Source organism: Vibrio sp. R10-SF1-ISO8 (genome assembly GCF_059833805.1).
On sequence record NZ_JCBDHL010000007.1, the window covers coordinates 36,515 to 60,426 of the forward strand.

Below are 23,912 nucleotides of genomic sequence, written 5' to 3' on the forward strand. Positions count from 1 at the left end.
GAGAACTGGAGAACTGGAGAACTGGAGAACTGGAGAACTAGAGGTTAAAAAGTGTCTTGGCGTTGTGAGTGGTGAGGCTATCCACTTGTTCGATGCTGATTTCTCTTAGGTCAGCCACGCGTTGAGCAACAAGTGAGGTATACGCAGGTTCATTGCGTTTGCCACGATGCGGAACAGGAGCGAGATAAGGGCAGTCGGTTTCTAAGATAACGTAGTCCATATCAAGATGTGGAATCACTTTATCCATGCCACCATTTTTAAAAGTCGAAACGCCACCAAGCCCAAGATGAAAGCCGAGATCATTGATCGCTTTGGCTTCTTCAACACTGCCACCAAAACAGTGGAATACACCGCTTAAAGAACCATCTTGCTCTTTACGAAGTAGTGTGAAGGTTTCTTCTATTGAGTCGCGTGTATGAATGACCACTGGTAGCTTCATCTCTTTTGCCCAATTGAGCTGAGTGATAAACGCCATCTCTTGTTCGGCTTTAAAGGTTTTGTCCCAATAAAGATCAATACCAATTTCACCAACGGCAATAAAGTTGTGCTTATCAAACCAAGAATGAATGATGTCTAGGCTCTGTTTAACATTAGCGTCGACGTAACATGGGTGTAATCCCATCATCGAGCGGCAAACGTCTGGATACTCAGCCTCAGTGCGTAACATCGCCTCAATCGATTCTAAATCAATGTTTGGCAGTAATATCTTATCAATGCCTTGTGCCAACGCACGCTGGACGACTTGGTCGCGATCAGTATCAAATTCAGTAGCATAAATATGTGCGTGGGTATCAATCATTGCTTATCTCACTCCCTATCAGAGCTGAGAGTATACGGCAGTGTGAGCATTTGGTCATTTTTTGCATTTTTCTCGACTCTCTCTGGCGTCGTCAGCTTGGAGTGATATTATGCAATTCAAGCACTTTCACCACACAAGGAGAATAGAGTGTCAGTTTCGATTCAAGGTCAATTCCCTGGCCGTCGTATGCGCCGCCTGCGCAAGCATGACTTTAGCCGCCGCTTGATGGCTGAAAACCAATTGTCTGTTAACGATCTGATTTATCCAATGTTTATTCTTATGGGTAAAGATCGCCGCGAAACCGTGGAGTCAATGCCGGGTATCGAACGTTTGTCGATTGATCTAATGCTAGAAGAGGCGCAGTACTTAGCTCAGCTAGGTGTTCCTGCGATCGCTCTATTCCCTGTGGTCAACCAAGATGCAAAAAGCCTATGTGCTGCTGAGGCCTACAACCCTGAAGGTTTGGTGCAGCGTGCGGTTCGCTCTTTGAAAGAGCATGTGCCAGAAATCGGTGTGATCACGGATGTTGCGCTTGACCCATTCACGACTCATGGCCAAGACGGCATCATTGATGAAGAAGGTTACGTGCTAAATGATGAGACAACCAAAGTCTTGGTTAAACAGGCTTTGTCTCATGCCGAAGCCGGCGCTGATGTTGTTGCCCCGTCAGATATGATGGATGGACGTATTGGTGAGATTCGTAAAGCGCTTGAGCAAGCGGGTCACATCAATACTCAGATCATGGCTTATTCTGCTAAATACGCCTCTTGTTACTATGGACCTTTCCGCGATGCGGTCGGTAGTGCAAGCAACCTTAAAGGCGGCAATAAGAAAAACTACCAAATGGATCCTGCTAATAGCGATGAAGCGATTCATGAAGTGGCGATGGATGTGAATGAAGGCGCAGACATGGTCATGGTTAAGCCTGGTATGCCTTACCTTGATATTGTTCGCCGCGTTAAGTCGGAACTTGAAGTACCAACCTTTGCTTATCAGGTCTCTGGTGAGTACGCGATGCACAAAGCGGCATTTGCCAATGGTTGGTTAAAAGAGCGTGATACTGTGATGGAATCGCTACTCTGCTTTAAGCGTGCAGGAGCGGACGGCATCCTTACCTATTTTGCTAAAGACGTCGCAGAGTGGTTAGCGGAAGAAAATGCCCAAGCAGCGACCTTCTTAAAAGAAGATTAGGGTCTGTTAAACAAAGAATATCAAAGGCTGGCGTTTGTCAGCCTTTTTTAATTTTGGAGAATATCGATGAGTATTATTTATCGTTTAGGGACGCTAGAAGAGTGTGTTCAAGTCGTTGAGCAGATCGCGGAGTTTGCCCATAAAGAGAGTGTCGAGAGTTTGTCTGCACGTTTAGAAGGGAAGTCGTGCTCTTTGATTCAGGTGGCGCAACAAGGTGACGACATCCTAGGGTTCAAGATTGGTTACCAGATCGACGAAACGACGTTCTACAGCTGGTTTGGTGGCGTGTCTTCTTTAGCGAGAAACAAAGGGGTGGCGCAAAAATTATTAGATATTCAGGAGCAATGGGTAACAGATCAAGGCTATAAACAGCTTAAAGTGAAATCACGTAACCAATTTCCTGCCATGCTCAGATTGCTGATTAAGAATGATTATCTTATTGAAAATTATGAACAAAAAGAACCGTTGCTAGAGAGCAGAATTCACTTTGTAAAGCAGTTAGGTGAGTGTCATAAAAATTAAATGAGATTTTTTCTCATTTAGGTGTTGACGCATTAAATGAGAATGGTTATTATTTATCTCGTCTTAGGGAATGAGAGAAGTTCACAAGGACGTTGAGTTACCAGATTCACAATTGGAGACGGTGATGACACTGAACTTAATCGAACTTGCACGAGTTCTTTTTGACACGACATTGCTCACATTGCTTCCAGTGTAATTTATAGCTTTATGGCAAAGCACCTCATTCACCTGAATTGCTTTGACCCCTTTTTGCTAGGCGACATCGAAAGATGTCGCTTTTTTTATGCCTGCTATTTCGCTCCGAACAAAAGGACACCAGTAGTCTTTTCCACAACGCAAGATCATTTCAGGATCGATCTTTAAACGATCGATCGGATAATTTGTTTATTATTTACAAGGGGTTGTGGTCTATTTTGAGTTTTTTGTGCACTGTTTTATATCCTGTGGGTAAATAATATAAACAGAGTTATCCACAGAATGGTGAGTGGGGTGATAAAGGAATAACCAAATGTGTGAGTAGAGTTCAAAGAGTTAAAATGGATTCGCTGAACCAGTCATGGCATCCTAAGCAGATCTTTTTTGCATTTTCTTTGGATACGTAAAGACTATGGCCAACATTCCTGATAATCCGTTGATTTTGATTGACGGTTCTTCTTATTTATACCGCGCATTCCACGCTTATCCAGAAACGATGAGTAATGGCGAGATCCCAACCAATGCCGTTTATGGTGTGGTCAACATGCTGCGTAGCATGATGCGTCAGTTCTCTTCAGATCGTATTGCGGTTGTCTTTGATGCAAAAGGAAAAACCTTCCGTGATGATATGTACCCAGAGTACAAAGCTAATCGTCCTCCAATGCCCGATGATCTGCGCTGCCAGATTGAGCCTTTGCACAATGTAATCCGTGCGATGGGGTTGCCATTGATCTGTACCCCGGGCGTTGAAGCCGATGATGTGATTGGTACGCTCGCTTACCAAGCATCTCAAGCGGGTATGCCTGTGTTGATCAGTACTGGTGATAAAGATATGGCTCAGCTGGTGGATGACAATGTTACCTTGATCAACACCATGACCAATGTGGTGATGGATCGTGAAGGTGTGGTTGAGAAGTTTGGTATCCCACCAGAGCTAATTATTGATTACCTCGCATTAATGGGCGATAAGGTCGATAACATTCCTGGTGTACCGGGTGTTGGTGATAAAACCGCAACGGCTTTGCTGCAAGGTATTGGCGGTATTAACAAACTGTATGAAAACCTCGACGACATTGCTCCACTAGGTTTCCGCGGTTCGAAAACCATGGCGAAAAAGCTACTCGACAACGAAGAAAATGCACGCCTGTCGTATGAGCTTGCGACGATCAAGCTGGATGTTGAGTTAGAAGAGACGCCTGAATCTCTGCTTAAAACTGAGCCTAACAAAGATGAGCTGATCAAACTGTATGGTCAGTTGGTGTTTAAATCGTGGCTAAACGAACTTCTTGATGGCGGCACTGGTGTTGTTGAGGCTGATGAGAAGTCGGGCAACCAGAGTGGTGCATCTGCCAGTGCTGCGGCAGATATCGACACATCGGCAGTGACTATAGACCGTAGTCAGTATGAAACCATCCTAGATGAGTCTTCATTCAATGCTTGGCTAGAGAAGCTAAAAGCTGCTGAGGTATTCGCCTTTGATACTGAAACCGATAGTTTGGATTACATGGTTGCAAACCTTGTTGGCCTCTCTTTTGCGACCGAAGAAGGGATTGCTGCCTATGTTCCTGTTGCCCACGACTACCTAGATGCCCCTGCGCAGCTAGAGCGCGATTGGGTGTTGGCGCAACTAAAACCTATCTTAGAAGATGATGCCCAAGCGAAGGTAGGTCAAAACCTTAAGTACGATGCGAGCGTGTTAGCGCGTTACGGCATTGAGATGAAAGGTATTAAGCATGACACCATGTTGGCCTCTTACGTCTATAACAGTGTAGGTGGTAAACATGATATGGACAGCTTGGCGCTGCGTTTCCTTCAGCACAGCTGTATTTCATTCGAACAGATTGCAGGTAAAGGCAAGAACCAGCTAACCTTCAATCAAATTGACCTTGATGAAGCGTCACCTTACGCGGCAGAAGATGCCGATGTTACGCTACGTCTTCACAACCGCTTAATGAGCAATATTGAGCAGGATGAAAAGCTGAAAGGTATCTACCAAGATATCGAGGTTCCTTTAGTGCCTGTGCTTTCTCGTATCGAACGTACTGGTGTTCTAATCGATGACATGAAGCTGTCTGCACAGTCTCAAGAGATTGCCCAACGTCTGGATGAATTAGAGCAGAAAGCGTTTGAAATTGCAGAGCAAGAATTCAACATGAATTCGCCAAAGCAGCTTCAAGCTATTCTGTTTGAAAAGATGGGTCTACCAGTAATCAAGAAGACACCTTCAGGTACGCCTTCGACTAACGAAGAAGTGTTGCAAGAGCTGGCATTGGACTACCCATTACCTAAGCTGATCCTTGAATACCGTGGTCTAGCTAAACTTAAGTCTACCTACACAGATAAGCTACCTAAGATGATTAACCCAGAAACTGGGCGTGTGCATACTTCGTATCATCAAGCGGTAACCGCGACGGGTCGTCTTTCTTCAACCGATCCTAACTTACAGAATATTCCAATTCGTAATGATGAAGGTCGACGTATCCGACAGGCATTCATCGCGCCACATGGCTATAAAATTATGGCTGTCGATTACTCGCAGATTGAACTGCGTATTATGGCGCATTTATCTGGTGATAAAGCCCTGTTGGATGCTTTCCAACAAGGTAAAGATATCCACTCTGCGACCGCCGCAGAAATTATGGGTACCACCATTGACCAAGTGAGTACTGAGCAGCGTCGCCGTGCGAAGGCAGTTAACTTCGGTCTTATCTATGGTATGAGTGCTTTTGGTTTGGCCAAGCAGTTAGGTATTGCTCGTGGCGAAGCGCAAGACTACATGAACAAGTACTTCGAGCGTTACCCTGGTGTGATGCAGTATATGGAAGATACACGTAGTGCCGCAGCAGAGCAGGGTTTTGTTGAAACGATCTTCGGCCGTCGTTTACACCTTCCTGAAATTAAGTCACGTAACGGTATGCGTCGTAAAGCGGCAGAACGCGCAGCGATCAATGCGCCAATGCAAGGAACGGCAGCTGACATTATCAAGAAGGCGATGCTGTTAGTCGACGAGTGGATTCAAACTGAAGGTGACGGGCGAGTGAAACTGCTTATGCAGGTTCACGATGAATTGGTATTTGAAGTTCAAGAGTCAGCTTTAGCCGAAATTGAAAGTAAAGTACAACAATTGATGGAATCCGCAGCACAGCTAAATGTCCCTCTGGTTGCCGAGGCAGGGCATGGCGACAACTGGGATCAGGCACACTAGGCAAAAAATCGCCTAAAACACCCTTTTTGCATGAGCCAGCGCACAAACGCTGGCTTTTTTTTGTCCCTAAAAAAGATAGCGGGTATTTGGCTTAAATGTAGTTTAATAAAATTATAATGAAAAAAACTTACAAAAAGAGTTTTCATTTCTGACCAATTGTTGTACATTAATCTGCGTAGGGTACAGAGGTAAGATGTTCTATCTTTCAGACCTTTTGTTTCACGTTATTGGATTAGGCTGATTCAGCCGCCCCAGTCAGTTTTTGACTGGGGCGTTTTTTATTGTGCCAAAGAAAAATCCCTACTTATCAAAAAGCTACATACCAAGCGAGTCCTTTCCCTGATATTTTCCCTGATGCCATCTAAAAGCCATTAAAATAATTATGGTTATTGACCTTGGTGTAATTTGGCCAAAGTTTGTAAATTTATACCAGTCACAGTTTGGTTATTTTGATAGAAAAACCAAAACAAAAACAGGCCAGAAAAGATAGCTTTAATTTCGGTTTTTATTTTTATTTTTCAATGAGATGGGTGGTGTTTGGGTGTGGTTTTCTTGAGCGGCACCCCTCTGTTGGGAGTGTTGATTTACGCCTTTAGATACATAATCCTAAGCGCATAATTAATAATAACTACTATTTCTCTCCCGTTGCCCCGCCAGGAAGGTGGGGCTTTTATTTTTCTATGCCGATAAAAAAAGCCCTACCATTTTATCGGCAGGGCTTTAGCAATCATTGTCTGGTCGAGTGTTTACTCTGACTTGTTATCGATATTCTCTTCTTCGATGATCTCTTCAACAACTGATTCCGCCAGCGCTGGAGCGAACCACTCATCGAGCTTGCTACGCAGCGTATCGACACCGATGCCTTTTAGCGATGAAAAAGCGGCGACGCTGACATCGCCACCAAAGCCCACCGCGTCTTTTTTGATCTTCAGAACTTGTGCTTTGCGCGCACCGCTCTTTAGTTTGTCTGCTTTAGTTAGCAGCACCTGAACAGGAATACCACTGTCAACTGCCCAAAAAATTAGCTGCTGGTCGAGGTCTTTCATTGGGTGACGAATATCCATCAGAACCACTAAGCCTTTTAGACATTGGCGTTTTTGTAGGTACTCACCCAAGGATTTTTGCCACTTCTTCTTCATTTCTAGTGGTACTTGAGCAAAGCCGTACCCCGGAAGATCGACAATATGACAGCCATCGGTAACCTTAAAAAGGTTAATAAGTTGTGTTCGGCCTGGCGTTTTACTGGTTTTCGCTAAACTACGTTGGTTCGTCAGGCGGTTTAGAGAACTAGACTTACCCGCATTGGAGCGTCCTGCAAACGCAACTTCGATACCTTCATCTTCTGGCAAGGCGCGGATATCCGGCGCACTTGTGATGAAATGGGTGTTTTGATAATGAATTTTTACGCTCACTGTTAACTCCATCTCGACTTTGTGTAGTCGATTGATTACTTTTTTGTGAAATTGTGTAAAATAACCGTGCTCGGCATAAGGTCGCCTATTGTACCATGAGTGGCAACGCAGAGTGGTACCGGAAGCTTGATAATTATAATGGAATGTCATGAAGAAATTAGCGCTAATCTTGAGTCTTTTAGCCAGCTGCTCCGTGTGGGCCCAAGGTAACATTGAAGCTGGTAAAGCAAAATCCCAAACTTGTGTTGCCTGCCATGGTGCTGACGGCAACAGTCAACTCGCTATGTACCCGAAAATTGCAGGTCAGCATGCTAAGTATATTGAAAAGCAGCTGAAAGAATTCAAGTTGGGTATGACTAGTAATGGTAAGCAAGGTCGTATGGATCCTGTGATGAGTGGTATGGCTATGCCACTGTCTGAGGAAGATATGAAAGACCTAGCGGCTTACTATGCGTCTCTACCAATTGCTCACAACACTACGCCTGAAAATGTGGTTGATGCAGGTAAAGTTCTTTACACCGCTGGTGATGCCGAGCGTGGCTTAACAGCATGTATCGCATGTCATGGTCCACGCGGTAATGGTACAGAACTTTCTGGCTTCCCGAAAATTTCTGGCCAGCATGCTGATTATATTAAAGCCCAGCTTGAAAAATTCCGTGATGGTTCTCGTGGTAACGACATGAACGCTATGATGCGTGATATTGCGAAAAAACTAACGGATGAAGATATCGATACACTTTCTAAATATGTTGGTGGCCTACACTAAGCCCTACTTATTCGTTCGAGCATAAAGTTGTATTGAAAAAGCCCAAGCTGTTGCTTGGGCTTTTTCGTTTGAGCATGATCACATGACTCGCGTGGCCTTGATGAGTCATCTTCCCTCGTTGCTTGTAAGAGATCGCCCATACTTGAATGTGCAAGTTTCTATTGGCTGTTTGTAACTCATTGAAAAATAGGGTGCTGAAATTGTGGGAGTAAAAAAGTGCACTTTTTTAGCTTGAGTGGATTGTTCAAAACGACCAAAGCGATAAAGTGTACTCATCGGCAGGGCGCTGATTACGGATTTAAGACTAGGAAGTCTCCACGGATGCAAGTAATGGAAACTTGGTAGTTATAGAAAGGATGCAAGGGTAGGTAGGAAACCTACTTGATAAGGATGGTCGACTTGTCTAATGGTTTAAGACAGTGAAATGGATCAGGCTAAGGACTAGCCCAGGCATCAGGAAGTAAATGGAAAGCCAAAACTCACCAGGATGGTGGCAAACAACACTTTTGGCAGGGAAAGCACTAAAAACAAATGGAATATTGGTGCACTGAAGTAAGTGCAACACAGTTTTGCCGCAAGGCATTTAGAAAGCGATAGATAACTCTATCGCTTTTTTTATTGCTATTTTTTATGAAGTGATGATTATTTGCACAATAGTGCTCCACTCTAACGCCAGTTTCTGGTATGTTTCGCATCCCGTTTGAGGATATGTTAAACGCACCCAATATGCATAGTTGCCCCCTTTGTCAAAGCTTGGAGACTCAGCACTACTACCAAGACAAACGTCGAGAGTATTTACAGTGCCTGCAATGTGAGCTTGTGTTTGTTAATCCAGATCAGCGTTTGGATGCAAAACAGGAAAAAGCCCACTACGATTTGCATGAGAATGACCCAAATGATCAAGGGTACCGACGCTTTTTATCTCGGGTTGCAGACCCCATATTAGAGCGTATTGAGGCTAACTCTCACGGGTTAGATTTTGGTTGTGGGCCTGGCCCAACATTGTCACTGATGTTGGAAGAGCAGGGACACACCATGAGTCTTTACGATATCTACTATCACCCGAATCCTTCGGTGTTAGAAAATTCGTATGACTTTATTACTGCTACAGAGGTTATAGAACACCTCTATGAACCGAATAAGGTGTGGCAGCAATGGTTGAATTTAGTTAAGCCAGGTGGCTGGATTGGTCTAATGACTAAGATGGTCATCGATGTTGAAGCGTTTGCCTCATGGCACTATAAAAACGATCAGACCCATGTGGTGTTCTTTAGTCGTAAAACGTTTCAGTATTTGGCAGAGCGGGATCAGCTCAAGCTTGAATTTATTGGTAATGATGTAATTTTACTGAGGAAAGCCCAGTAATGAGCCGTAGTAAGAAAGCAAGATCGGGTGGCAATGGCGACGTAGTTGTTGTTCGCAACCGAACTCAATCAGACGTTGAAGGACGTCTACGTAAGAAAGACAAAAAGCGCAAAGGTCTAAAGACTGGCGGTCGTAACTCTGAAGCAAAAGATCAGAAGCAGCAGACTGCCGCGCAAAAGCGCGATCCGCGTTTAGGCAGCAAGAAGAAAATCCCTCTTGTGGTTGAAGCTGCCAAGAAGCCAACTAAGGCTGAGCGTCGTATTAATGCAGAGAAAGAACTAGAAATGCTTGAGAGCGATGCACAACTGAATGTGTTGCTCGATCGTCTAGACAATGGTGATAGCCTAGGTGCAGGTCTACAGAAATACGTTGACGAAAAATTAGCACGTATCGAAGTGCTGATGAAGCAGCTAGGTATCTACGAAGAAGAGCCTGAAGAAGAACTTGAGGAAGAGATCGTAGAACAACCTGTTGCGCAGAAGAAAACCAGCAAGAAAGCAGACTCAGATGAAGAGTTACTTTCTCAGTTCGAAGACTTAGACTTGAACCAATTTAAAGGATAATCGAGCATTATGAATGTAACCTTGTTAGCCATTGCGGGCGGAGCCATCATCCTCGGTCTAGCGTCATATGCAGGTTACCTTCTGCTCAAGCTCAAGAAGCAAAAGGAATTGCAACTGCAGCATCAAAAGTTAGCCATTGAAAAACGCAATGCCAACATCTTTGAAAGCGTGCATGTTCTTTGCTTAGCGGGTATTCAAGAGCAGTGTGATCTGTCAGAAATCAGCATTCGCCTCTATAACATCATGGACTATGTTCAAGGTGAAGAGCGCGTTGATTTTGAAAAAGAATTTCCAGCGACGTCAGAGCTATTCCACATCGTTAAAGATATGGCTCGTGGCGAAGAGCGTCAGGCGCTAGCGAAAAAAGAGCGCATGAAGCAAAACCTTGAGCGCCATAAAGCAGAGTCTCGTCTTCAAGATGCTATCGTTGAAGAGCTGAAGCTTCTGCAGAAAAAGGTTCAACCTCTCAACAATCAGATCAACATCCAAATGATCTAGATTGGCTTTATAGCTCGATCGACTACCCTTTAGAGGGAGTGATCGAGTTATCAATTCTGAGTATTGCTACTCAAAAAGCAGCCTGTCCCACAACCAGTGATATCGAGGTGTGGCAAAATAGCCTGCTAACAATAATGGCTCGTGTAGCCAAACGATGCATTATAGCCCAAACGGAAATACCATCATGTCGCAGCATGTCGTCGCAAGCCAGCAAATAGTCTGGGACCAAGCCATCCTTGATAAGTACAACTATTCGGGTCCTCGTTACACGTCATACCCAACTGCTTTGGAGTTTCATGAAGCGTTCACGGTAGCGGACTACGATATGGCGTGCACTCAGTACCCAGACAGACCGCTGTCTCTTTATATCCATATCCCTTTCTGCCACAAGCTTTGTTATTACTGTGGTTGTAATAAGGTGATCACCCGTCATGCCCATAAAGCGGATGAGTACTTGGATGTATTAGAGCTTGAGGTTCGTACTCGTGCGGCGCTGCTACAAGGGCGTAAAGTGACTCAGCTGCATTTTGGTGGCGGTACGCCAACGTTTCTGACCAAGGCACAAATCAGCCGAGTGATGAATATCTTGCGTGATGAGTTTAACTTCGAAGGTGACGCTGAAATCAGTATCGAAGTTGACCCGCGTGAAATCGAACTCGATATGCTTGATCACTTACGCGGTGAGGGCTTTAATCGCCTCAGTATTGGTGTACAAGACTTCAATAAGGAAGTGCAAAAACTGGTTAACCGTGAGCAGGATGAGGAATTTATCTTTGCCATGGTTGAACGAGCTAAACAACTGGGCTTCCGTTCGACTAACCTAGATCTGATCTACGGCTTGCCAAAGCAGACCCAAGCACGCTTTGCTGAGACTTTAGCTCAGGTATTACAAATGCAGCCAGGCCGCTTATCGATCTTTAACTACGCGCACATGCCTCAGCTATTTGCCGCGCAGCGCAAGATTAAAGATGAAGACCTGCCAGTAGCAGAAGAGAAGATGGCGATTCTGCAAGATACTATTTCGACACTGACTGGTGCAGGGTATCAGTTTATCGGTATGGATCACTTTGCTCAGCCAGATGATGAGCTTGCGGTTGCGCAGCGTAATGGTGTGCTCCACCGCAACTTCCAAGGTTACACCACTCAAGGTGAAGCAGATTTAGTGGGCTTTGGTGTGTCAGCGATTTCCATGATTGGCGATGCCTACGCGCAAAACCAAAAAGAGTTGAAGAAGTACTACGCGCAAGTGAACGACCTACGTCATGCTCTATGGAAAGGGGTAGCCCTTGATAGTGATGACTTACTACGTCGTGAAGTCATTAAACAGCTTATCTGTAACTTTAAACTCGATAAGACCATGATTGAGTCAGAGTTTAAGGTGACTTTTAATGACTACTTTAAAGAAGACTTGCAGCTACTACAGACGTTTATCAATGATGAACTGGTGGAAGTGGATGACAAAGAAATTCGCGTTACACTGCGTGGTCGCCTACTGATCCGTAACATCTGCATGTGCTTTGATAAGTATTTAAGAGCTAAGGCGCGTCAGCAGCAGTTTTCCCGAGTCATTTAAGTTTTCGTCATATTCGACGCCTAGCTGTGACTCCAACTATCTAGAAAACTACTTTAAATGCAAAAGCCACCGTTATTCTTTCGATCTGAAAAAGCGGTGGCTTTGTTGTATCTAGAGTAATACTAATGAGTTATGGGGCGATATAGGTATCGTGGGCCATTTCCCACAGTGCTTTGACTAGTGGGTTATCAAGCTGCGAGCGTTTGCAGCACACACCGAGTTTAAAGGGTTTTATCGAAGCGACTTTTAAGCGCTCGATTTTTTCCTTAACAGGACTGTTATTGATCACCACATCGGGGGCAATTCCCACACCGCAGCCAAGGGCAACCATACTGACAATCGCTTCATGACCAGAGACTTGGGCGTAGATGTTAGGCTTAATCTTCATTGCCTTAAACCAAGCATTGGCGCGGTCTCGGGCGGTACCCGACTCAGGAACAATAAATGGAATTGTCGACCAATCCGGCTGCTCTTTTTGCAGCTCCTTGGCAAAATTACTTACCCCGACCGGAGCTATTACGGAAAGGGGAATTTCACTGATGGTTTCAAACTCGATTCGAGCGGGCAGATGTTCGGGCTGGGCGGAAATTGCGATATCCACTTCATCACTCAGTACCTTGTTGATTGCTTGTGCCGGATCTCCGGTTGAAAGCTTAAATTCAATAAACGGGTGTTGAAGACGGAATTCTGACAATAATTCAGGCAAATGGCTGTAACTGGCCGTCACTGAGCAAAAGAGACGAATTTCACCTTTCAGTTCTTCTTCATGGCCTTTGAGTTGGGCATTGTAGTTTTGCCACTCACCAAGAATGTTTAACGCTACAGGCAGAAGCTTTTTTGCAGCAGGGGTCAATTCAACGCTGCGGTTGTCTCGCACGAACAGTACTTGAGCAGTGTCGCTTTCCAATTTTTGTATCTGTCGACTAAGGGCCGACGGGCTAATATGCATCGCCGAAGCTGTCTTAGCGAAGCTCTTACTATCACACAGATGAATGAACAACTGCAGACACTTAATGTTCATGAAATAGTCACATCCTTGTTGCATTAATTGCAATTACTAATTGTGAATATATCACTTTAAGCAACTAAATACCTGTTTTAGTATGGACTCATTCGGTACCCAAGCTACCGACCTCAACGGAAAAATTCTTTAAAGGAGCGCCCTGATGGCTAACTATTTCAACACTTTAAACCTACGCGAGCAGCTAGACCAACTAGGTCGTTGTCGTTTTATGGATCGCAGCGAGTTCGCAACTGAAGCTGATTACCTGAAAGGTAAGAAAGTGGTTATTGTTGGTTGTGGTGCTCAAGGCCTAAACCAAGGTCTAAATATGCGAGACTCTGGTCTAAACGTAGCGTACGCACTACGTCAGGCTGCGATTGACGAGCAGCGTCAATCTTACAAGAACGCAAAAGAGAACGGTTTTGAAGTAGCAAGCTACGAAACGCTAATCCCTGAAGCAGACCTAGTGATCAACCTTACGCCAGACAAGCAGCACACTAACGTAGTTGAAACAGTAATGCCGCTAATGAAAGAAGGCGCTGCACTAGGTTATTCACACGGCTTCAACGTTGTTGAAGAAGGTATGCAAATTCGTAAAGACCTAACAGTTGTCATGGTTGCGCCTAAGTGTCCAGGTACAGAAGTACGTGAAGAGTACAAGCGTGGCTTCGGTGTACCAACGCTAATCGCTGTTCACCCAGAGAACGATCCAAAAGGTGAAGGTTGGGATATCGCGAAAGCATGGGCAGCAGGTACAGGTGGTCACCGCGCAGGTTGTCTAGAGTCTTCGTTCGTAGCGGAAGTTAAATCTGACCTAATGGGTGAGCAAACTATCCTATGTGGCATGCTACAAGCAGGTTCTATCGTATCTTACGAGAAGATGGTTGCTGACGGTATCGACCCAAGCTACGCAGGTAAACTTCTACAGTACGGTTGGGAAACAATTACCGAAGCACTGAAGTTCGGTGGCATCACTCACATGATGGACCGTCTATCTAACCCAGCGAAAATCAAAGCATTTGAGCTTTCTGAAGAGCTAAAAGAGCTAATGCGTCCGCTTTACAACAAGCACATGGATGACATCATCACTGGTGAGTTCTCAAGCACTATGATGGCTGACTGGGCTAACGATGACGCAAACCTACTAGGCTGGCGTGAAGAGACAGGCGAAACCGCATTTGAAAACTACCCAGCAGGCGATATCGAAATCTCTGAGCAAGAGTACTTCGACAACGGCATCCTACTAGTGGCAATGGTTCGTGCAGGTGTTGAACTCGCATTCGAAGCAATGACTGCATCAGGCATCATCGATGAGTCAGCGTACTACGAATCTCTACACGAGCTACCACTAATCGCAAACACAGTAGCACGTAAGCGTCTATACGAAATGAACGTAGTAATCTCAGACACAGCGGAATACGGTAACTACCTATTCGCTAACGTAGCAACTCCGCTACTACGTGAGAAGTTCATGCCTTCAGTAGGTACAGACGTAATTGGTAAAGGTCTAGGCGAGACGTCTAACCAAGTAGACAACGCAACGCTAATCGCAGTTAACGATACTATTCGCAACCACCCAGTAGAGTACATCGGTGAAGAGCTACGTGGTTATATGACTGATATGAAGAACATCGCGGTAGGCGGCTAATCTTCTTCGCTAAGGAGCTTAATTTCTTTGTCGGTAATACTCATTTGCTCGCGCAAACTCCGTGTTACCTCCGCGAACTTAAGCTCTTAGCTGTGAATATTAAATTACTGCGAAATTCACTAACCTAGGTTAGTAAAGAACTCCAGGCAGACTGGGGTGATAAATACAAAATAAAACACAACATCTAATTAAAAGGCTTGGTCTCCGTTGACCAAGCCTTTTTGTTTAGGGGCAGCGCTTCGCGCTTGGAACGGGCTTCGCCCTGCGAGATGCTAGAACGCTTCGCTCCGAGATTCGAGAACGGACTTCGTCCTTCCGGAAGAGGATGTTGATAGGAAAGCGATAGAACTACTGTTACAAGAAAGGTGACATGATTTGTTCCTAAAGAGAGAGATAATGTGCATGCTCTCCAGCTCTCCGTAGGACGAAGTCCGTTCCCGCATCCAAACTCCGTAGCAAGACGTTCGGAAACAAAAAGGGCCGACGTTCTCACGTCAGCCCCAGGATTCTCTAGCCTTTCTGCTTACTTATCCGCAAGCTTCTCTTCTAAATCCGCGAGCTTCTTTTCCATCTCTGTTAGCTTTTGACGAGTGCGCAGAAGAACTTGAGTCTGAACATCAAACTCTTCGCGGCTTACGACGTCTAGCTTATTTAGTTGGCCTTGGATTACTTGGCGAACTTTTTGGTCAACGTCTGCACCTAGCTCTTTTACTGGCGCAGGCATCGAATCGTGAATTTGTTTAGCGATTTGCTCTAGTTTCTTTGGGTCAAACATGGTGACTAAAACTCCTTTCAATTTGTGCTCATTCTATGTAATTGATACGTGAAAGTCGCTACTTCGATATTAAAAATTCGAAGCTGTTATACCATTTAGAATAAATAGTTGATTAGCTACTAAGCCGGGTAGGCACTCAAGTTACAGGTATAAAAAAGGCCACCGAAGTGGCCTTAGAGGAGTGACAGGTTACTTGTTCTCTGCTAGTTCACGTTGAGCGGCTTTTGCTTCATCAACACGTGCTAGCTTTTCCAAGTCTTTGTCTTCAACAAACACTGGTAGAGGCTTATGTTTTTCAGCTAGGTAGCTGTAAATCACAGGCAGTACGAATAGCGTAAAGATAGTACCAATCGCTAGACCAGCAACGATTACGATACCGATACTAAAGCGCTGAGCTGCACCTGCACCTGTTGCGTACATTAGCGGGATAAGACCAGCAATCATCGCTGCTGTTGTCATCAGGATAGGGCGTAGACGAACTTTCGCCGCTTCCATTACCGCTTCTGTCTTGCTCAGTTTGTTGTGTAGCTGCTCTTCTTTTGCTACCTCACAGATCAAGATACCGTGCTTGGTGATAAGACCAACCAGAGTAATCAGACCTACCTGAGAGTAGATGTTCATGGTAGCTGCACCCCAAGCTAGAGCAATCAAGGCACCACAGATCGCCAGTGGTACAGAAACCATGATAACCAATGGATCTTTCAGTGATTCAAACTGGATTGCCAGTACTAAGAAGATGATCGCTAGTGCCAAACCGAACGTCGCGTATAGTGCGCTACCTTCCGTTACGTACTGACGAGCTTCACCCATATAGTCATGGTTGTAGCCAGCTGGCAGCTTAGTTGAAGCTATGTCTTCAAACCATGCAATTGCATCACCCATAGCCGCACCAGGAGCAGGAACCGCACCAATAGTGGCTGAGTTGAGCTGGTTGAAGTGAGGCAGTGAACGAGGCTCTGCGACAACATCAATCGTAATCAAGCTACCTAGAGGTACCGCTTTACCATCAGCTGCTTTAACGTAGAAGTTGTTCATCGACTCTGGGTTTAGGCGCCACTTACGCTCTACCTGAGGGATAACTTCGTACGAACGGCCGTTAAGGTCGATGCGGTTTACATAGCCATCGGACATCATCGCACTTAGCGTAATACCGATATCTTGCATAGTTACGCCGTAAGCACCCGCTTTATCTTTGTCGATGCTAATTTTCATCGTCGCTGAGTCGTAATTCAGGTCGATCTCTGAGTATACGAACAGTGGGTTAGTTTGAACTTCTGCAAGAATATCGGTGGTTACTGCGAATAGGCTTTCAAACGCATTCGGCGTTGTAACAACAAACTGAATCGGTAGGCCTGAACCTGCACCTGGCAGTTCTGGCATCTGGAATGCTGTTACTGCCATTCCAGGTACGTTCGATACCAATCCACCCACTCGATTTGCCACTTCAGACTGACTGGCTTCACGCTCACTCCAAGGCACCATAGAGGCAATACCAAATGCTTGGTTTGAGTTTGGTACACCAGTAAACACCTGGGCAAACGCAACTTCTGGCTGGTCAGACAGAATTTTGTTGACGTCATTCATGGTGTTTTGCATGAAGTCCAAGTTCGCGTTTGATGGTGCGGTACCCATCAACATCACTACGCCTTTATCTTCCGATGGTGCCAGTTCACTTGGGATGAACTTAAACAGCATTGGTAGACTGGCAAATACGATGATAGCGAAAGCAATCACCACAGGGCGATGCTGCATAACTGCGCCAAGCATTTTCGCATAGCGGTTAGTCATTCCATCAAGCACACTATGTACTTTCTGTTCGAACTTGCTTGGCTCTTCATTAGCCTTAAGCATTTTCGAACACATCATAGGTGAAAGGGTCAGTGCTACAATACCGGATACAAATACCGAACCTGCGAGGGTTAAGGCGAACTCTTTAAATAGAGCACCTGTGATGCCACCCATCAAGGCAATTGGCGCATATACCGCACCCAGAGTAAGGGTCATTGCAATAACAGGAATTGCAATCTCACGAGTACCGATAATCGCCGCGCGGAATGGTGATTCACCCAGCTTGATGTGACGGTCGACGTTTTCCAGTACAACGATCGCATCATCTACTACCAGACCGATGGCGAGTACCATTGCTAGTAGCGTCATCAGGTTCCATGAGAAGCCCATCGCTTGCATTACCATTGCCACACCAATCAGAGACAGTGGGATAGTAACGATAGGGATTATTACCGCACGGAATGAACCTAGGAACAGGGTAATAACCACTAGTACGATCAGTGCTGCTTCAACAATCGTTTTGATTACTTCGTTAATCGACTCGTTGATCGCAATCGTTGAGTCGTACATCACGTTCATTTTGATGGTACTTGGCAGGTTACGCTCTAGTTGAGGTAGCAAATCAAGTACATCGGCTGCGATGTTGATTGGGTTGGCACTTGGCGCTGCGTTAATCGCCGCAACGACTGCCTCTTGTCCGTTAGCACTTGCACGGTAAACATCGTGGCTCTTCTCAAGCGATACTTTGGCAATATCACTTAGACGAGTAACGTTACCTTCGTCAGTACTCACAACTAGGTTAGAGAGCTCTTCTACGTTAGATACCTGAGTATCTGCGCTACCGTTGTAAAGTACGAACTCACCAATTGCCTGACCAGTTGCTGACTGGTAGTTGTTGGCATTAAGCACATTCATTACGTCGGTTGCGGTCAAGCCTAGCGCCGCCATCTTGGCAGGATCTAGCCAAATACGCAGTGCGTATTTCATACCACCGTAGAGGTCAACCTTAGACACACCGTTAACAGTGAATAGCTGCGGGTTGATTACACGCTCTAGGTAATCGGTAATTTGACTTGATGATAGCTCGTCACTGGTGAAACCAATGTAGAGTACCGCCGTTGTTGAACCTGTCGACATGGTTACGGTTGGGTCTTCTGCTTCTTTTGGAAGTTGAGAGCGAACCGAGTTAGTCTTGGCCAGAATGTCAGACAGCGCCGCATTCGGGTCGGTATTGAGCTTCATGTTGACGGTAATGGTGGATTTACCCAGTACCGAAGACGAAGTCATATAGTCTATGTTGTCTGCCTGAGCGACCGCTTGCTCCAGTGGCTGAGTAATAAAGCCTTGGATCAAATCGGCACTCGCGCCGTAGTAACTGGTATCTACGGTGACAACTGTGTTTGTCATTTCAGGGTATTCGCGAACCTGCATCTTGAACACCGCTTGGAGACCAAGCAGGGCGATCAAGAAACTGATCGATACCGCTAAAACTGGACGTTTAATAAAAACATCAGTAAAGCGCATGAGGCCTCCAATTACAGCATTGGTGTTTCAGCTGGTGGAGTAGTTGCATCGCTTTCTACTACACGAACTTTCGCGTCGTTACTTAGACGAACCTGACCGGAAGTCACCACAACATCACCCGCTTTCACACCTTCTAGGATGTGGGCGATATCTTTAGTGCGTTCACCTACTTTAACCACTTGTTGCTTAACGCGCTTCTCGCCGTTCTCTTCGCTAATGATGTACACGTTGTCACCGTATAGCGTGAAAGTAATGGCGGTTTGAGGTAGCGTTACTTGGTTTTCTAGTTTAGGCAGAATGATATTTGCACGTGCGAACATACCACTACGTAGCTTACCATCACTGTTCGGGATATCCGCTTGTACCTGAATCAGACCACTTTGAATGTTTACCGCAGGCTCGATCGCTGAGATAGAACCCTTAAATGGTTTCTCTGGGTAAGCATCAACAAAGATATCGACTTCCTGATCAAGAGAGATGCGTGAGATATCCGTTTGTGGCACTGTGAAGCGTAGGCGCATAACGCTCGTATCTTCTAGACGAACAATATCGGTACCCGATTGCAGGTACTGACCTAAGTAAACGTTACGAATACCAACCACACCCGCAAATGGTGCTTTGATTTCACGGCGATCGATTGATGCTTTTAGGCTTTCAATATCCGCTTTAAGCGAGAAGTAGTTTGCTTCCGCTTCATCATACGCTTCTTTAGAAATAGAGCCTTTCTTGTACAGACCTTGGTAGCGTTTGTATTTAGCTTCGGCTGCCGGTAGCTTAGCTTGCGAGCTCTTAAGGTTGGCTTTCTCTACATCAGAGTCAAGTAAAACCAATGGTTGGCCTTCTTCAACTTGAGTGCCTGATTCAAAAGCAATTTTGTCGATCACACCGCTAGTTTCGTTAGCAATGGTCACACCTTGGTTTGGCTCGATGAAGCCGATCGCTTCAATCACAGGTACCCAGTCAACAGGGTTTACTTCGGTTACCGTGACAGGAAACTCTGGCTCAGGACGATTCGCCATGTATTCAGCGATCTTCTGTTGTTTGAATAGATTGAAACCTATCACACTGCCGAACAGCAGTATCGCGATAAGTAACATAAAGAAAGTCCACTTTTTCATTCTGATTAGAACTCCAAATTAGTGTTTTATAATCGCATCCCAACTTGCTTCGATCGCTGCGTCAATGGCGTCTTGGTCAAGTTGGTAATATCCGAGAGATTGCTTACGTGCCAGAGTGACACTGACTTCTAAACTAAGTGCAGCCAACACTGGGTTTTCTAGGGGCTTAAATACCCCTTGTTCTCGCCCTTCAGTGAAGAGTTGATCCACTTTGCTAAACATCTTGCGTTCGATCTCTTTGGTTTCATGGCTTCGGACGCAGGGCAAAGAGTCGTACTGAGCACGATTCTTTAAGTTGCCGATGTTTGACCCCGAGAGATCGAAAATGTTTAACCACATTTTGCGAAATCGTTCTTTTAACGGCATAAATTCTTCAACACCATCCTGAATGGCTTCAGCATTGCGTTGGATGACCGCTAATCGAACCTGTTGCAGTAAATCTTCTTTATCAGAGAAGTAGCGATATATCGTTCCTGCTGCGACCCCAGCTTCCTTGGCCAACTTATGCATCGAGAGACCTTGAAAGCCTGATTCTGCAATCAGTTTTTCTGCGGCATCTATGATTTGTTGTCTTTTATCTACCATAAAATGAGAACCAGACAGTGACATATAGTGGGTTGGTGAATGAACGTTCATTCATTATAGCCTAAGAAGTCATCAAATATGCAACAAACTATCGAATGATTTATGAAAAAAGTTGTTATTCACACTTGTTGAGAAACATTTAGCCGACGTTGTCTTGGCTATAAACATAGCAATCTGTCTGTTGCACTATTATTATATGCGCCACATTTTTCCTACCGCTGAGATGATCATGAAGCTGAACCCCAATCAAGATGAAGCAGTTAAATACGTATCTGGCCCTTGTTTGGTGCTTGCTGGAGCAGGGTCGGGTAAAACGCGTGTTATTACCAACAAAATTGCTTATCTGGTTCAGCAGTGCGGTTATAAAGCGCGCAATATCGCGGCGGTGACTTTTACCAATAAGGCGGCGCGTGAAATGAAAGAGCGCGTTGGCCAGACATTAGGTAAAAATGAATCAAAGGGGTTAATGGTCTCAACCTTCCATACTTTGGGCCTCAATATCATTAAGCGTGAATACAAATCATTAGGTCTAAAATCCGGATTTTCACTGTTTGATGATCAAGACCAAATGGCGCTACTTAAAGAGCTGACAGAAAAACAGCTCGATGGTGATAAAGATCTACTGCGTCAGTTGCTCAGCACGATTTCTAACTGGAAAAACGACATGCTTACGCCTGAGCAAGCCAAGGCGCAGGCGAAGGGCGAGCAGCAACAGTTGTTTGCCTTCTGTTTTGAGATGTACCAGAAGCAGATGAAAGCCTATAACGCTCTCGACTTCGATGATTTGATCTCATTACCTGTTCTTCTACTGCGTACCAATGAGGAAGTTCGTCAGCGTTGGCAAAATCGAATTCGCTACTTGTTGGTCGATGAATACCAAGATACCAATACCAGTCAATACGATCTGGTTAAACTGATTGTCGGCGAACGAGGCCGATTAACCGTAGTAGGGGATGATGATCAGTCAATCTACTCTTGGCGTGGAGCGAAGCCACAAAACTTGGTGTTGCTGGGTGAGGATTACCCAAATCTGCGCTTGATAAAGCTTGAGCAAAACTACCGCTCAACCAGTCGCATCTTGCGCGCTGCCAATATCCTTATCGCGAATAACCCACACGTGTATGAGAAGTCCCTGTTCTCAGAAATTCCTGATGGTGAAAAGCTCAAAGTTCTGCTGGCAAAAAATGAAGAGCATGAAGCTGAGCGAGTTACTGGTGAGCTTATTGCGCACAAATTCCTTAATCGCACGGAATATAAAGATTATGCGGTTTTGTATCGTGGTAATCACCAATCGCGCTTGATTGAAAAGTCTTTAATGCAAAACCGGGTGCCATATAAGTTATCTGGGGGTACCTCGTTCTTTGCTCGCGCTGAGATCAAAGACATCATGGCGTATTTGCGTGTCTTGGTTAACCCAGATGACGACAACGCATTTCTGCGTATTGTTAACACACCAAGACGTGAAATTGGCCCAGTAACATTAGAAAAACTCGGCAGTTACGCAAATATGCGTGGCAAAAGCCTATTTGAAGCCAGTTTTGAGCTAGGCTTGGAGCAGTCATTGAGTGGACGTGGGTTAGAGAATTTGCGTCGCTTTACTGCTTGGTTAGTTAAAATTGCCGACCAAGCAGAGCGTGGTGATACCGTTGAAGCGGTGCGCTCATTGGTGCGCGATATCAATTATGAAGATTGGTTATACGAAACATCATCAAGCCCTAAAGCAGCCGAAATGCGCATGAAGAATGTGTCCGATCTTTACTCTTGGATAGTGGCTGACCTTGAAGGGGATAACTATGACCAAGAAGAGAAGAGTATCAAAGAGGTGGTTCAGCGCCTGACATTACGTGACATGATGGAGCGAGGCGAAGAGGACGAAGATAGCGACGCGGTTCAACTAATGACGCTACATGCCTCTAAAGGCCTAGAGTTCCCTTACGTTTATCTGATAGGAACAGAAGAAGGAATCTTGCCGCATCAAACCAGTATTGATGAAGAGAACGTTGAGGAAGAGCGCCGCTTAATGTACGTAGGAATCACACGTGCGCAGCGAGAATTGACCTTCACTATGTGTAAAGAGCGTCGTCAGTTTGGTGAGTTAATTAAGCCGACACAAAGTCGTTTTCTCGACGAGTTACCATTTGATGATGTGGAATGGGAGCAGGTTAAGAAGCCAGTGACGCAGGAAGAACGTATGGCGAAAGGCCAAGCACATATTGCCAACATAAGATCGATGTTCAATAAGAAATAGTGTTGTGGCAGATACTAAAAAGGCTTGGTGAAAACCAAGCCTTTTCTCTATATATAGAGGGAGCTTTATAGACCAGCAATCATATGTTCGATAGCTGCGACGATTTCATCGTCAGAACAATCCATACATGAGCCTTTCGCTGGCATTGCATTGAAGCCGTTGATAGCGTGATCTTTCAGCACGTCATTACCCTGAGCAATACGCGGTGCCCAGTCGCCAGCATCGCCTGTTTTAGGCGCGCCGCTAACACCAGACGCGTGACACGCAATACAGAAAGTACCGTAAACAGTTGCACCATCGCGAGGGCCAGTTGGCTCAGCTTTAACTGGCTCTGCTCCTGCTAGGTAAACATCACCAACAGGTTTAATACGTTCTGCAATTGCATCATATTCTTCTTGGCTTACATTTGCTGCAAAAGTGGCGCTAGAAAAAGTGATCGCAGCGACCAAAGCGGTTAACATTTTTCGAGACATATCCATTAAACTCACTTTACATTCCTGAAGGTAAGTTCGTGCTTACCCATTATTAGAGTGTGGCTTGACCAACAGTCAGACCTTGCCAGAAAGCATGCTTGGCTGTTAAATCAATGTAAATAATGGGTGATTATATCCTGTTAAGTTGTTGCAATAAACAACAAGTTACCCGCTTTCAGGGGGGTATCTAATGGGAAATAGGGGTTTATCACACTTTAATTGCCGAAAAAGGCACCAAACGATAAAAAAAGTTGAAAAAGTACTAGACGGCATAGTGTGATATACGTATTATTCCACTCCGCCGATAGGGCATGCGCCCGTAGCTCAGTTGGATAGAGCGTTGGCCTCCGGAGCCAAAGGTCGAAGGTTCGAATCCTTTCGGGCGTGCCATTCGCCTAAAGGTATATCGGTAAAAATTTCAGTGGTGGCTATAGCTCAGTTGGTAGAGCCCTGGATTGTGATTCCAGTTGTCGCGGGTTCAAGTCCCGTTAGCCACCCCATTATTTAAGGTAACCTAGGTTTCCTGTTCGGATGAATGTCGGAACGAAACATAAGTCGGTGAATAGCGCAGCTTGGTAGCGCATCTGGTTTGGGACCAGAGGGTCGGGGGTTCGAATCCCTCTTCACCGACCACTATTTAGTTTAACGCGAATAGCGGTAA

19 protein-coding genes and 3 tRNA genes are annotated in these 23,912 nt (G+C 45.2%); 14 read left to right on the top strand and 8 right to left on the bottom strand.

Features of this window, described 5'->3' with window-relative positions:
• Positions 1–37: 37 nt before the first annotated feature.
• A complete protein-coding gene (locus AC6R00_RS03390) occupies positions 38–799 on the bottom strand; it encodes a TatD family hydrolase (RefSeq protein ID WP_500639332.1) in 762 nt (253 codons plus the stop codon).
• 147 nt (positions 800–946) lie between these two features.
• Here AC6R00_RS03390 and hemB point away from each other — a divergent pair, with 147 nt between their 5' ends.
• The 4 genes from hemB (at position 947) to spfP (ending at position 6,153) form a co-directional block, all read left to right on the top strand.
• Positions 947–1,990, top strand: a complete 1,044-nt coding sequence (gene hemB / locus AC6R00_RS03395) for a porphobilinogen synthase (RefSeq protein ID WP_004745392.1) — start codon at positions 947–949, stop codon at positions 1,988–1,990.
• A gap of 66 nt (positions 1,991–2,056) precedes the next feature.
• A complete protein-coding gene (locus AC6R00_RS03400) occupies positions 2,057–2,512 on the top strand; it encodes a GNAT family N-acetyltransferase (RefSeq protein WP_500639333.1) in 456 nt (151 codons plus the stop codon).
• Positions 2,513–3,119: 607 nt separating this feature from the next.
• On the top strand, positions 3,120–5,912 hold the full coding sequence (polA, locus tag AC6R00_RS03405; RefSeq protein WP_500639334.1) for a DNA polymerase I: 2,793 nt from the start codon (positions 3,120–3,122) through the stop codon (positions 5,910–5,912).
• A gap of 193 nt (positions 5,913–6,105) precedes the next feature.
• Positions 6,106–6,153 (top strand): small protein SpfP, encoded by a 48-nt coding sequence (gene spfP, locus AC6R00_RS03410; protein WP_438356636.1) that lies wholly within the window; start codon positions 6,106–6,108, stop codon positions 6,151–6,153.
• Positions 6,154–6,658: 505 nt separating this feature from the next.
• On the opposite strand, the gene yihA is transcribed toward spfP, so the two are convergent.
• Entirely contained in the window at positions 6,659–7,324 is a 666-nt protein-coding gene (yihA, locus tag AC6R00_RS03415; RefSeq protein WP_500639335.1) for a ribosome biogenesis GTP-binding protein YihA/YsxC, read from the bottom strand.
• 148 nt (positions 7,325–7,472) lie between these two features.
• Here yihA and AC6R00_RS03420 point away from each other — a divergent pair, with 148 nt between their 5' ends.
• From AC6R00_RS03420 to hemN, 5 genes are all read left to right on the top strand, one after another.
• Positions 7,473–8,090 carry a c-type cytochrome gene (locus AC6R00_RS03420; protein ID WP_171325940.1) on the top strand — a complete coding sequence of 206 codons (618 nt, stop codon included), beginning with the start codon at positions 7,473–7,475 and terminating at the stop codon, positions 8,088–8,090.
• Between the two features lie 726 nt (positions 8,091–8,816).
• Positions 8,817–9,455, top strand: coding sequence for a class I SAM-dependent methyltransferase (locus AC6R00_RS03425; protein WP_171325942.1), 639 nt, complete (start codon positions 8,817–8,819; stop codon positions 9,453–9,455).
• Positions 9,455–10,018: a Der GTPase-activating protein YihI gene (gene yihI / locus AC6R00_RS03430; RefSeq protein ID WP_500639336.1), complete on the top strand. Its 564-nt coding sequence runs from the start codon at positions 9,455–9,457 to the stop codon at positions 10,016–10,018. Before AC6R00_RS03425 ends, yihI begins: the two co-directional genes overlap by 1 nt.
• 9 nt (positions 10,019–10,027) lie before the next feature.
• A complete protein-coding gene (locus AC6R00_RS03435) occupies positions 10,028–10,516 on the top strand; it encodes a DUF2489 domain-containing protein (RefSeq protein ID WP_171325946.1) in 489 nt (162 codons plus the stop codon).
• Between the two features lie 184 nt (positions 10,517–10,700).
• Positions 10,701–12,089, top strand: a complete 1,389-nt coding sequence (hemN, locus tag AC6R00_RS03440; protein WP_367937376.1) for an oxygen-independent coproporphyrinogen III oxidase — start codon at positions 10,701–10,703, stop codon at positions 12,087–12,089.
• A gap of 130 nt (positions 12,090–12,219) precedes the next feature.
• Here the strand turns inward: hemN and ilvY are convergent, their stop codons facing one another.
• Positions 12,220–13,110, bottom strand: a complete 891-nt coding sequence (gene ilvY / locus AC6R00_RS03445; RefSeq protein ID WP_500639337.1) for an HTH-type transcriptional activator IlvY — start codon at positions 13,108–13,110, stop codon at positions 12,220–12,222.
• A gap of 145 nt (positions 13,111–13,255) precedes the next feature.
• Between ilvY and ilvC the strand changes: the two genes are divergently transcribed.
• Positions 13,256–14,740, top strand: coding sequence for a ketol-acid reductoisomerase (gene ilvC, locus AC6R00_RS03450; protein ID WP_004745409.1), 1,485 nt, complete (start codon positions 13,256–13,258; stop codon positions 14,738–14,740).
• Between the two features lie 523 nt (positions 14,741–15,263).
• Here ilvC and ubiK read toward each other — a convergent pair.
• The 4 genes from ubiK to AC6R00_RS03470 form a co-directional block, all read right to left on the bottom strand.
• Entirely contained in the window at positions 15,264–15,515 is a 252-nt protein-coding gene (gene ubiK / locus AC6R00_RS03455; protein WP_004745538.1) for a ubiquinone biosynthesis accessory factor UbiK, read from the bottom strand.
• 189 nt (positions 15,516–15,704) lie between these two features.
• Positions 15,705–18,827 carry a multidrug efflux RND transporter permease subunit gene (locus AC6R00_RS03460; protein WP_004745537.1) on the bottom strand — a complete coding sequence of 1,041 codons (3,123 nt, stop codon included), beginning with the start codon at positions 18,825–18,827 and terminating at the stop codon, positions 15,705–15,707.
• Positions 18,828–18,838: 11 nt separating this feature from the next.
• Positions 18,839–19,945 (bottom strand): efflux RND transporter periplasmic adaptor subunit, encoded by a 1,107-nt coding sequence (locus tag AC6R00_RS03465; protein ID WP_004745536.1) that lies wholly within the window; start codon positions 19,943–19,945, stop codon positions 18,839–18,841.
• A gap of 18 nt (positions 19,946–19,963) precedes the next feature.
• Positions 19,964–20,581: a TetR/AcrR family transcriptional regulator gene (locus AC6R00_RS03470; RefSeq protein WP_500639338.1), complete on the bottom strand. Its 618-nt coding sequence runs from the start codon at positions 20,579–20,581 to the stop codon at positions 19,964–19,966.
• A gap of 178 nt (positions 20,582–20,759) precedes the next feature.
• On the opposite strand from AC6R00_RS03470, the gene rep reads away from it, so the two are divergent.
• Positions 20,760–22,778 (top strand): DNA helicase Rep, encoded by a 2,019-nt coding sequence (gene rep, locus AC6R00_RS03475; protein WP_500639339.1) that lies wholly within the window; start codon positions 20,760–20,762, stop codon positions 22,776–22,778.
• 65 nt (positions 22,779–22,843) lie between these two features.
• Here the strand turns inward: rep and AC6R00_RS03480 are convergent, their stop codons facing one another.
• A complete protein-coding gene (locus tag AC6R00_RS03480) occupies positions 22,844–23,257 on the bottom strand; it encodes a c-type cytochrome (protein WP_004745533.1) in 414 nt (137 codons plus the stop codon).
• A 307-nt stretch (positions 23,258–23,564) separates the two neighbouring features.
• On the opposite strand from AC6R00_RS03480, the gene AC6R00_RS03485 reads away from it, so the two are divergent.
• The 3 genes from AC6R00_RS03485 (at position 23,565) to AC6R00_RS03495 (ending at position 23,884) form a co-directional block, all read left to right on the top strand.
• A tRNA-Arg gene (locus tag AC6R00_RS03485) sits at positions 23,565–23,641 on the top strand.
• Between the two features lie 34 nt (positions 23,642–23,675).
• Positions 23,676–23,751: transfer RNA gene (locus tag AC6R00_RS03490), tRNA-His, on the top strand.
• Between the two features lie 56 nt (positions 23,752–23,807).
• Positions 23,808–23,884: transfer RNA gene (locus AC6R00_RS03495), tRNA-Pro, on the top strand.
• The last annotated feature ends 28 nt before the right edge of the window (positions 23,885–23,912 follow it).

Excerpts from the sequence above, each read along its gene's own strand:
- ubiK (WP_004745538.1), bottom strand. The coding sequence starts at position 15,515 with ATGTTTGACCCAAAGAAACTAGAGCAAATCGCTAAACAAATTCACGAT.
- hemN (WP_367937376.1), top strand. The coding sequence starts at position 10,701 with ATGTCGCAGCATGTCGTCGCAAGCCAGCAAATAGTCTGGGACCAAGCC.
- yihI (WP_500639336.1), top strand. The coding sequence starts at position 9,455 with ATGAGCCGTAGTAAGAAAGCAAGATCGGGTGGCAATGGCGACGTAGTT.
- AC6R00_RS03420 (WP_171325940.1), top strand. The coding sequence starts at position 7,473 with ATGAAGAAATTAGCGCTAATCTTGAGTCTTTTAGCCAGCTGCTCCGTG.
- AC6R00_RS03465 (WP_004745536.1), bottom strand. The coding sequence starts at position 19,945 with ATGAAAAAGTGGACTTTCTTTATGTTACTTATCGCGATACTGCTGTTC.
- AC6R00_RS03470 (WP_500639338.1), bottom strand. The coding sequence starts at position 20,581 with ATGAACGTTCATTCACCAACCCACTATATGTCACTGTCTGGTTCTCAT.
- AC6R00_RS03390 (WP_500639332.1), bottom strand. The coding sequence starts at position 799 with ATGATTGATACCCACGCACATATTTATGCTACTGAATTTGATACTGAT.
- ilvY (WP_500639337.1), bottom strand. The coding sequence starts at position 13,110 with ATGAACATTAAGTGTCTGCAGTTGTTCATTCATCTGTGTGATAGTAAG.
- AC6R00_RS03400 (WP_500639333.1), top strand. The coding sequence starts at position 2,057 with ATGAGTATTATTTATCGTTTAGGGACGCTAGAAGAGTGTGTTCAAGTC.
- AC6R00_RS03480 (WP_004745533.1), bottom strand. The coding sequence starts at position 23,257 with ATGGATATGTCTCGAAAAATGTTAACCGCTTTGGTCGCTGCGATCACT.
- polA (WP_500639334.1), top strand. The coding sequence starts at position 3,120 with ATGGCCAACATTCCTGATAATCCGTTGATTTTGATTGACGGTTCTTCT.
- AC6R00_RS03435 (WP_171325946.1), top strand. The coding sequence starts at position 10,028 with ATGAATGTAACCTTGTTAGCCATTGCGGGCGGAGCCATCATCCTCGGT.
- ilvC (WP_004745409.1), top strand. The coding sequence starts at position 13,256 with ATGGCTAACTATTTCAACACTTTAAACCTACGCGAGCAGCTAGACCAA.
- AC6R00_RS03460 (WP_004745537.1), bottom strand. The coding sequence starts at position 18,827 with ATGCGCTTTACTGATGTTTTTATTAAACGTCCAGTTTTAGCGGTATCG.
- rep (WP_500639339.1), top strand. The coding sequence starts at position 20,760 with ATGAAGCTGAACCCCAATCAAGATGAAGCAGTTAAATACGTATCTGGC.
- AC6R00_RS03425 (WP_171325942.1), top strand. The coding sequence starts at position 8,817 with ATGCATAGTTGCCCCCTTTGTCAAAGCTTGGAGACTCAGCACTACTAC.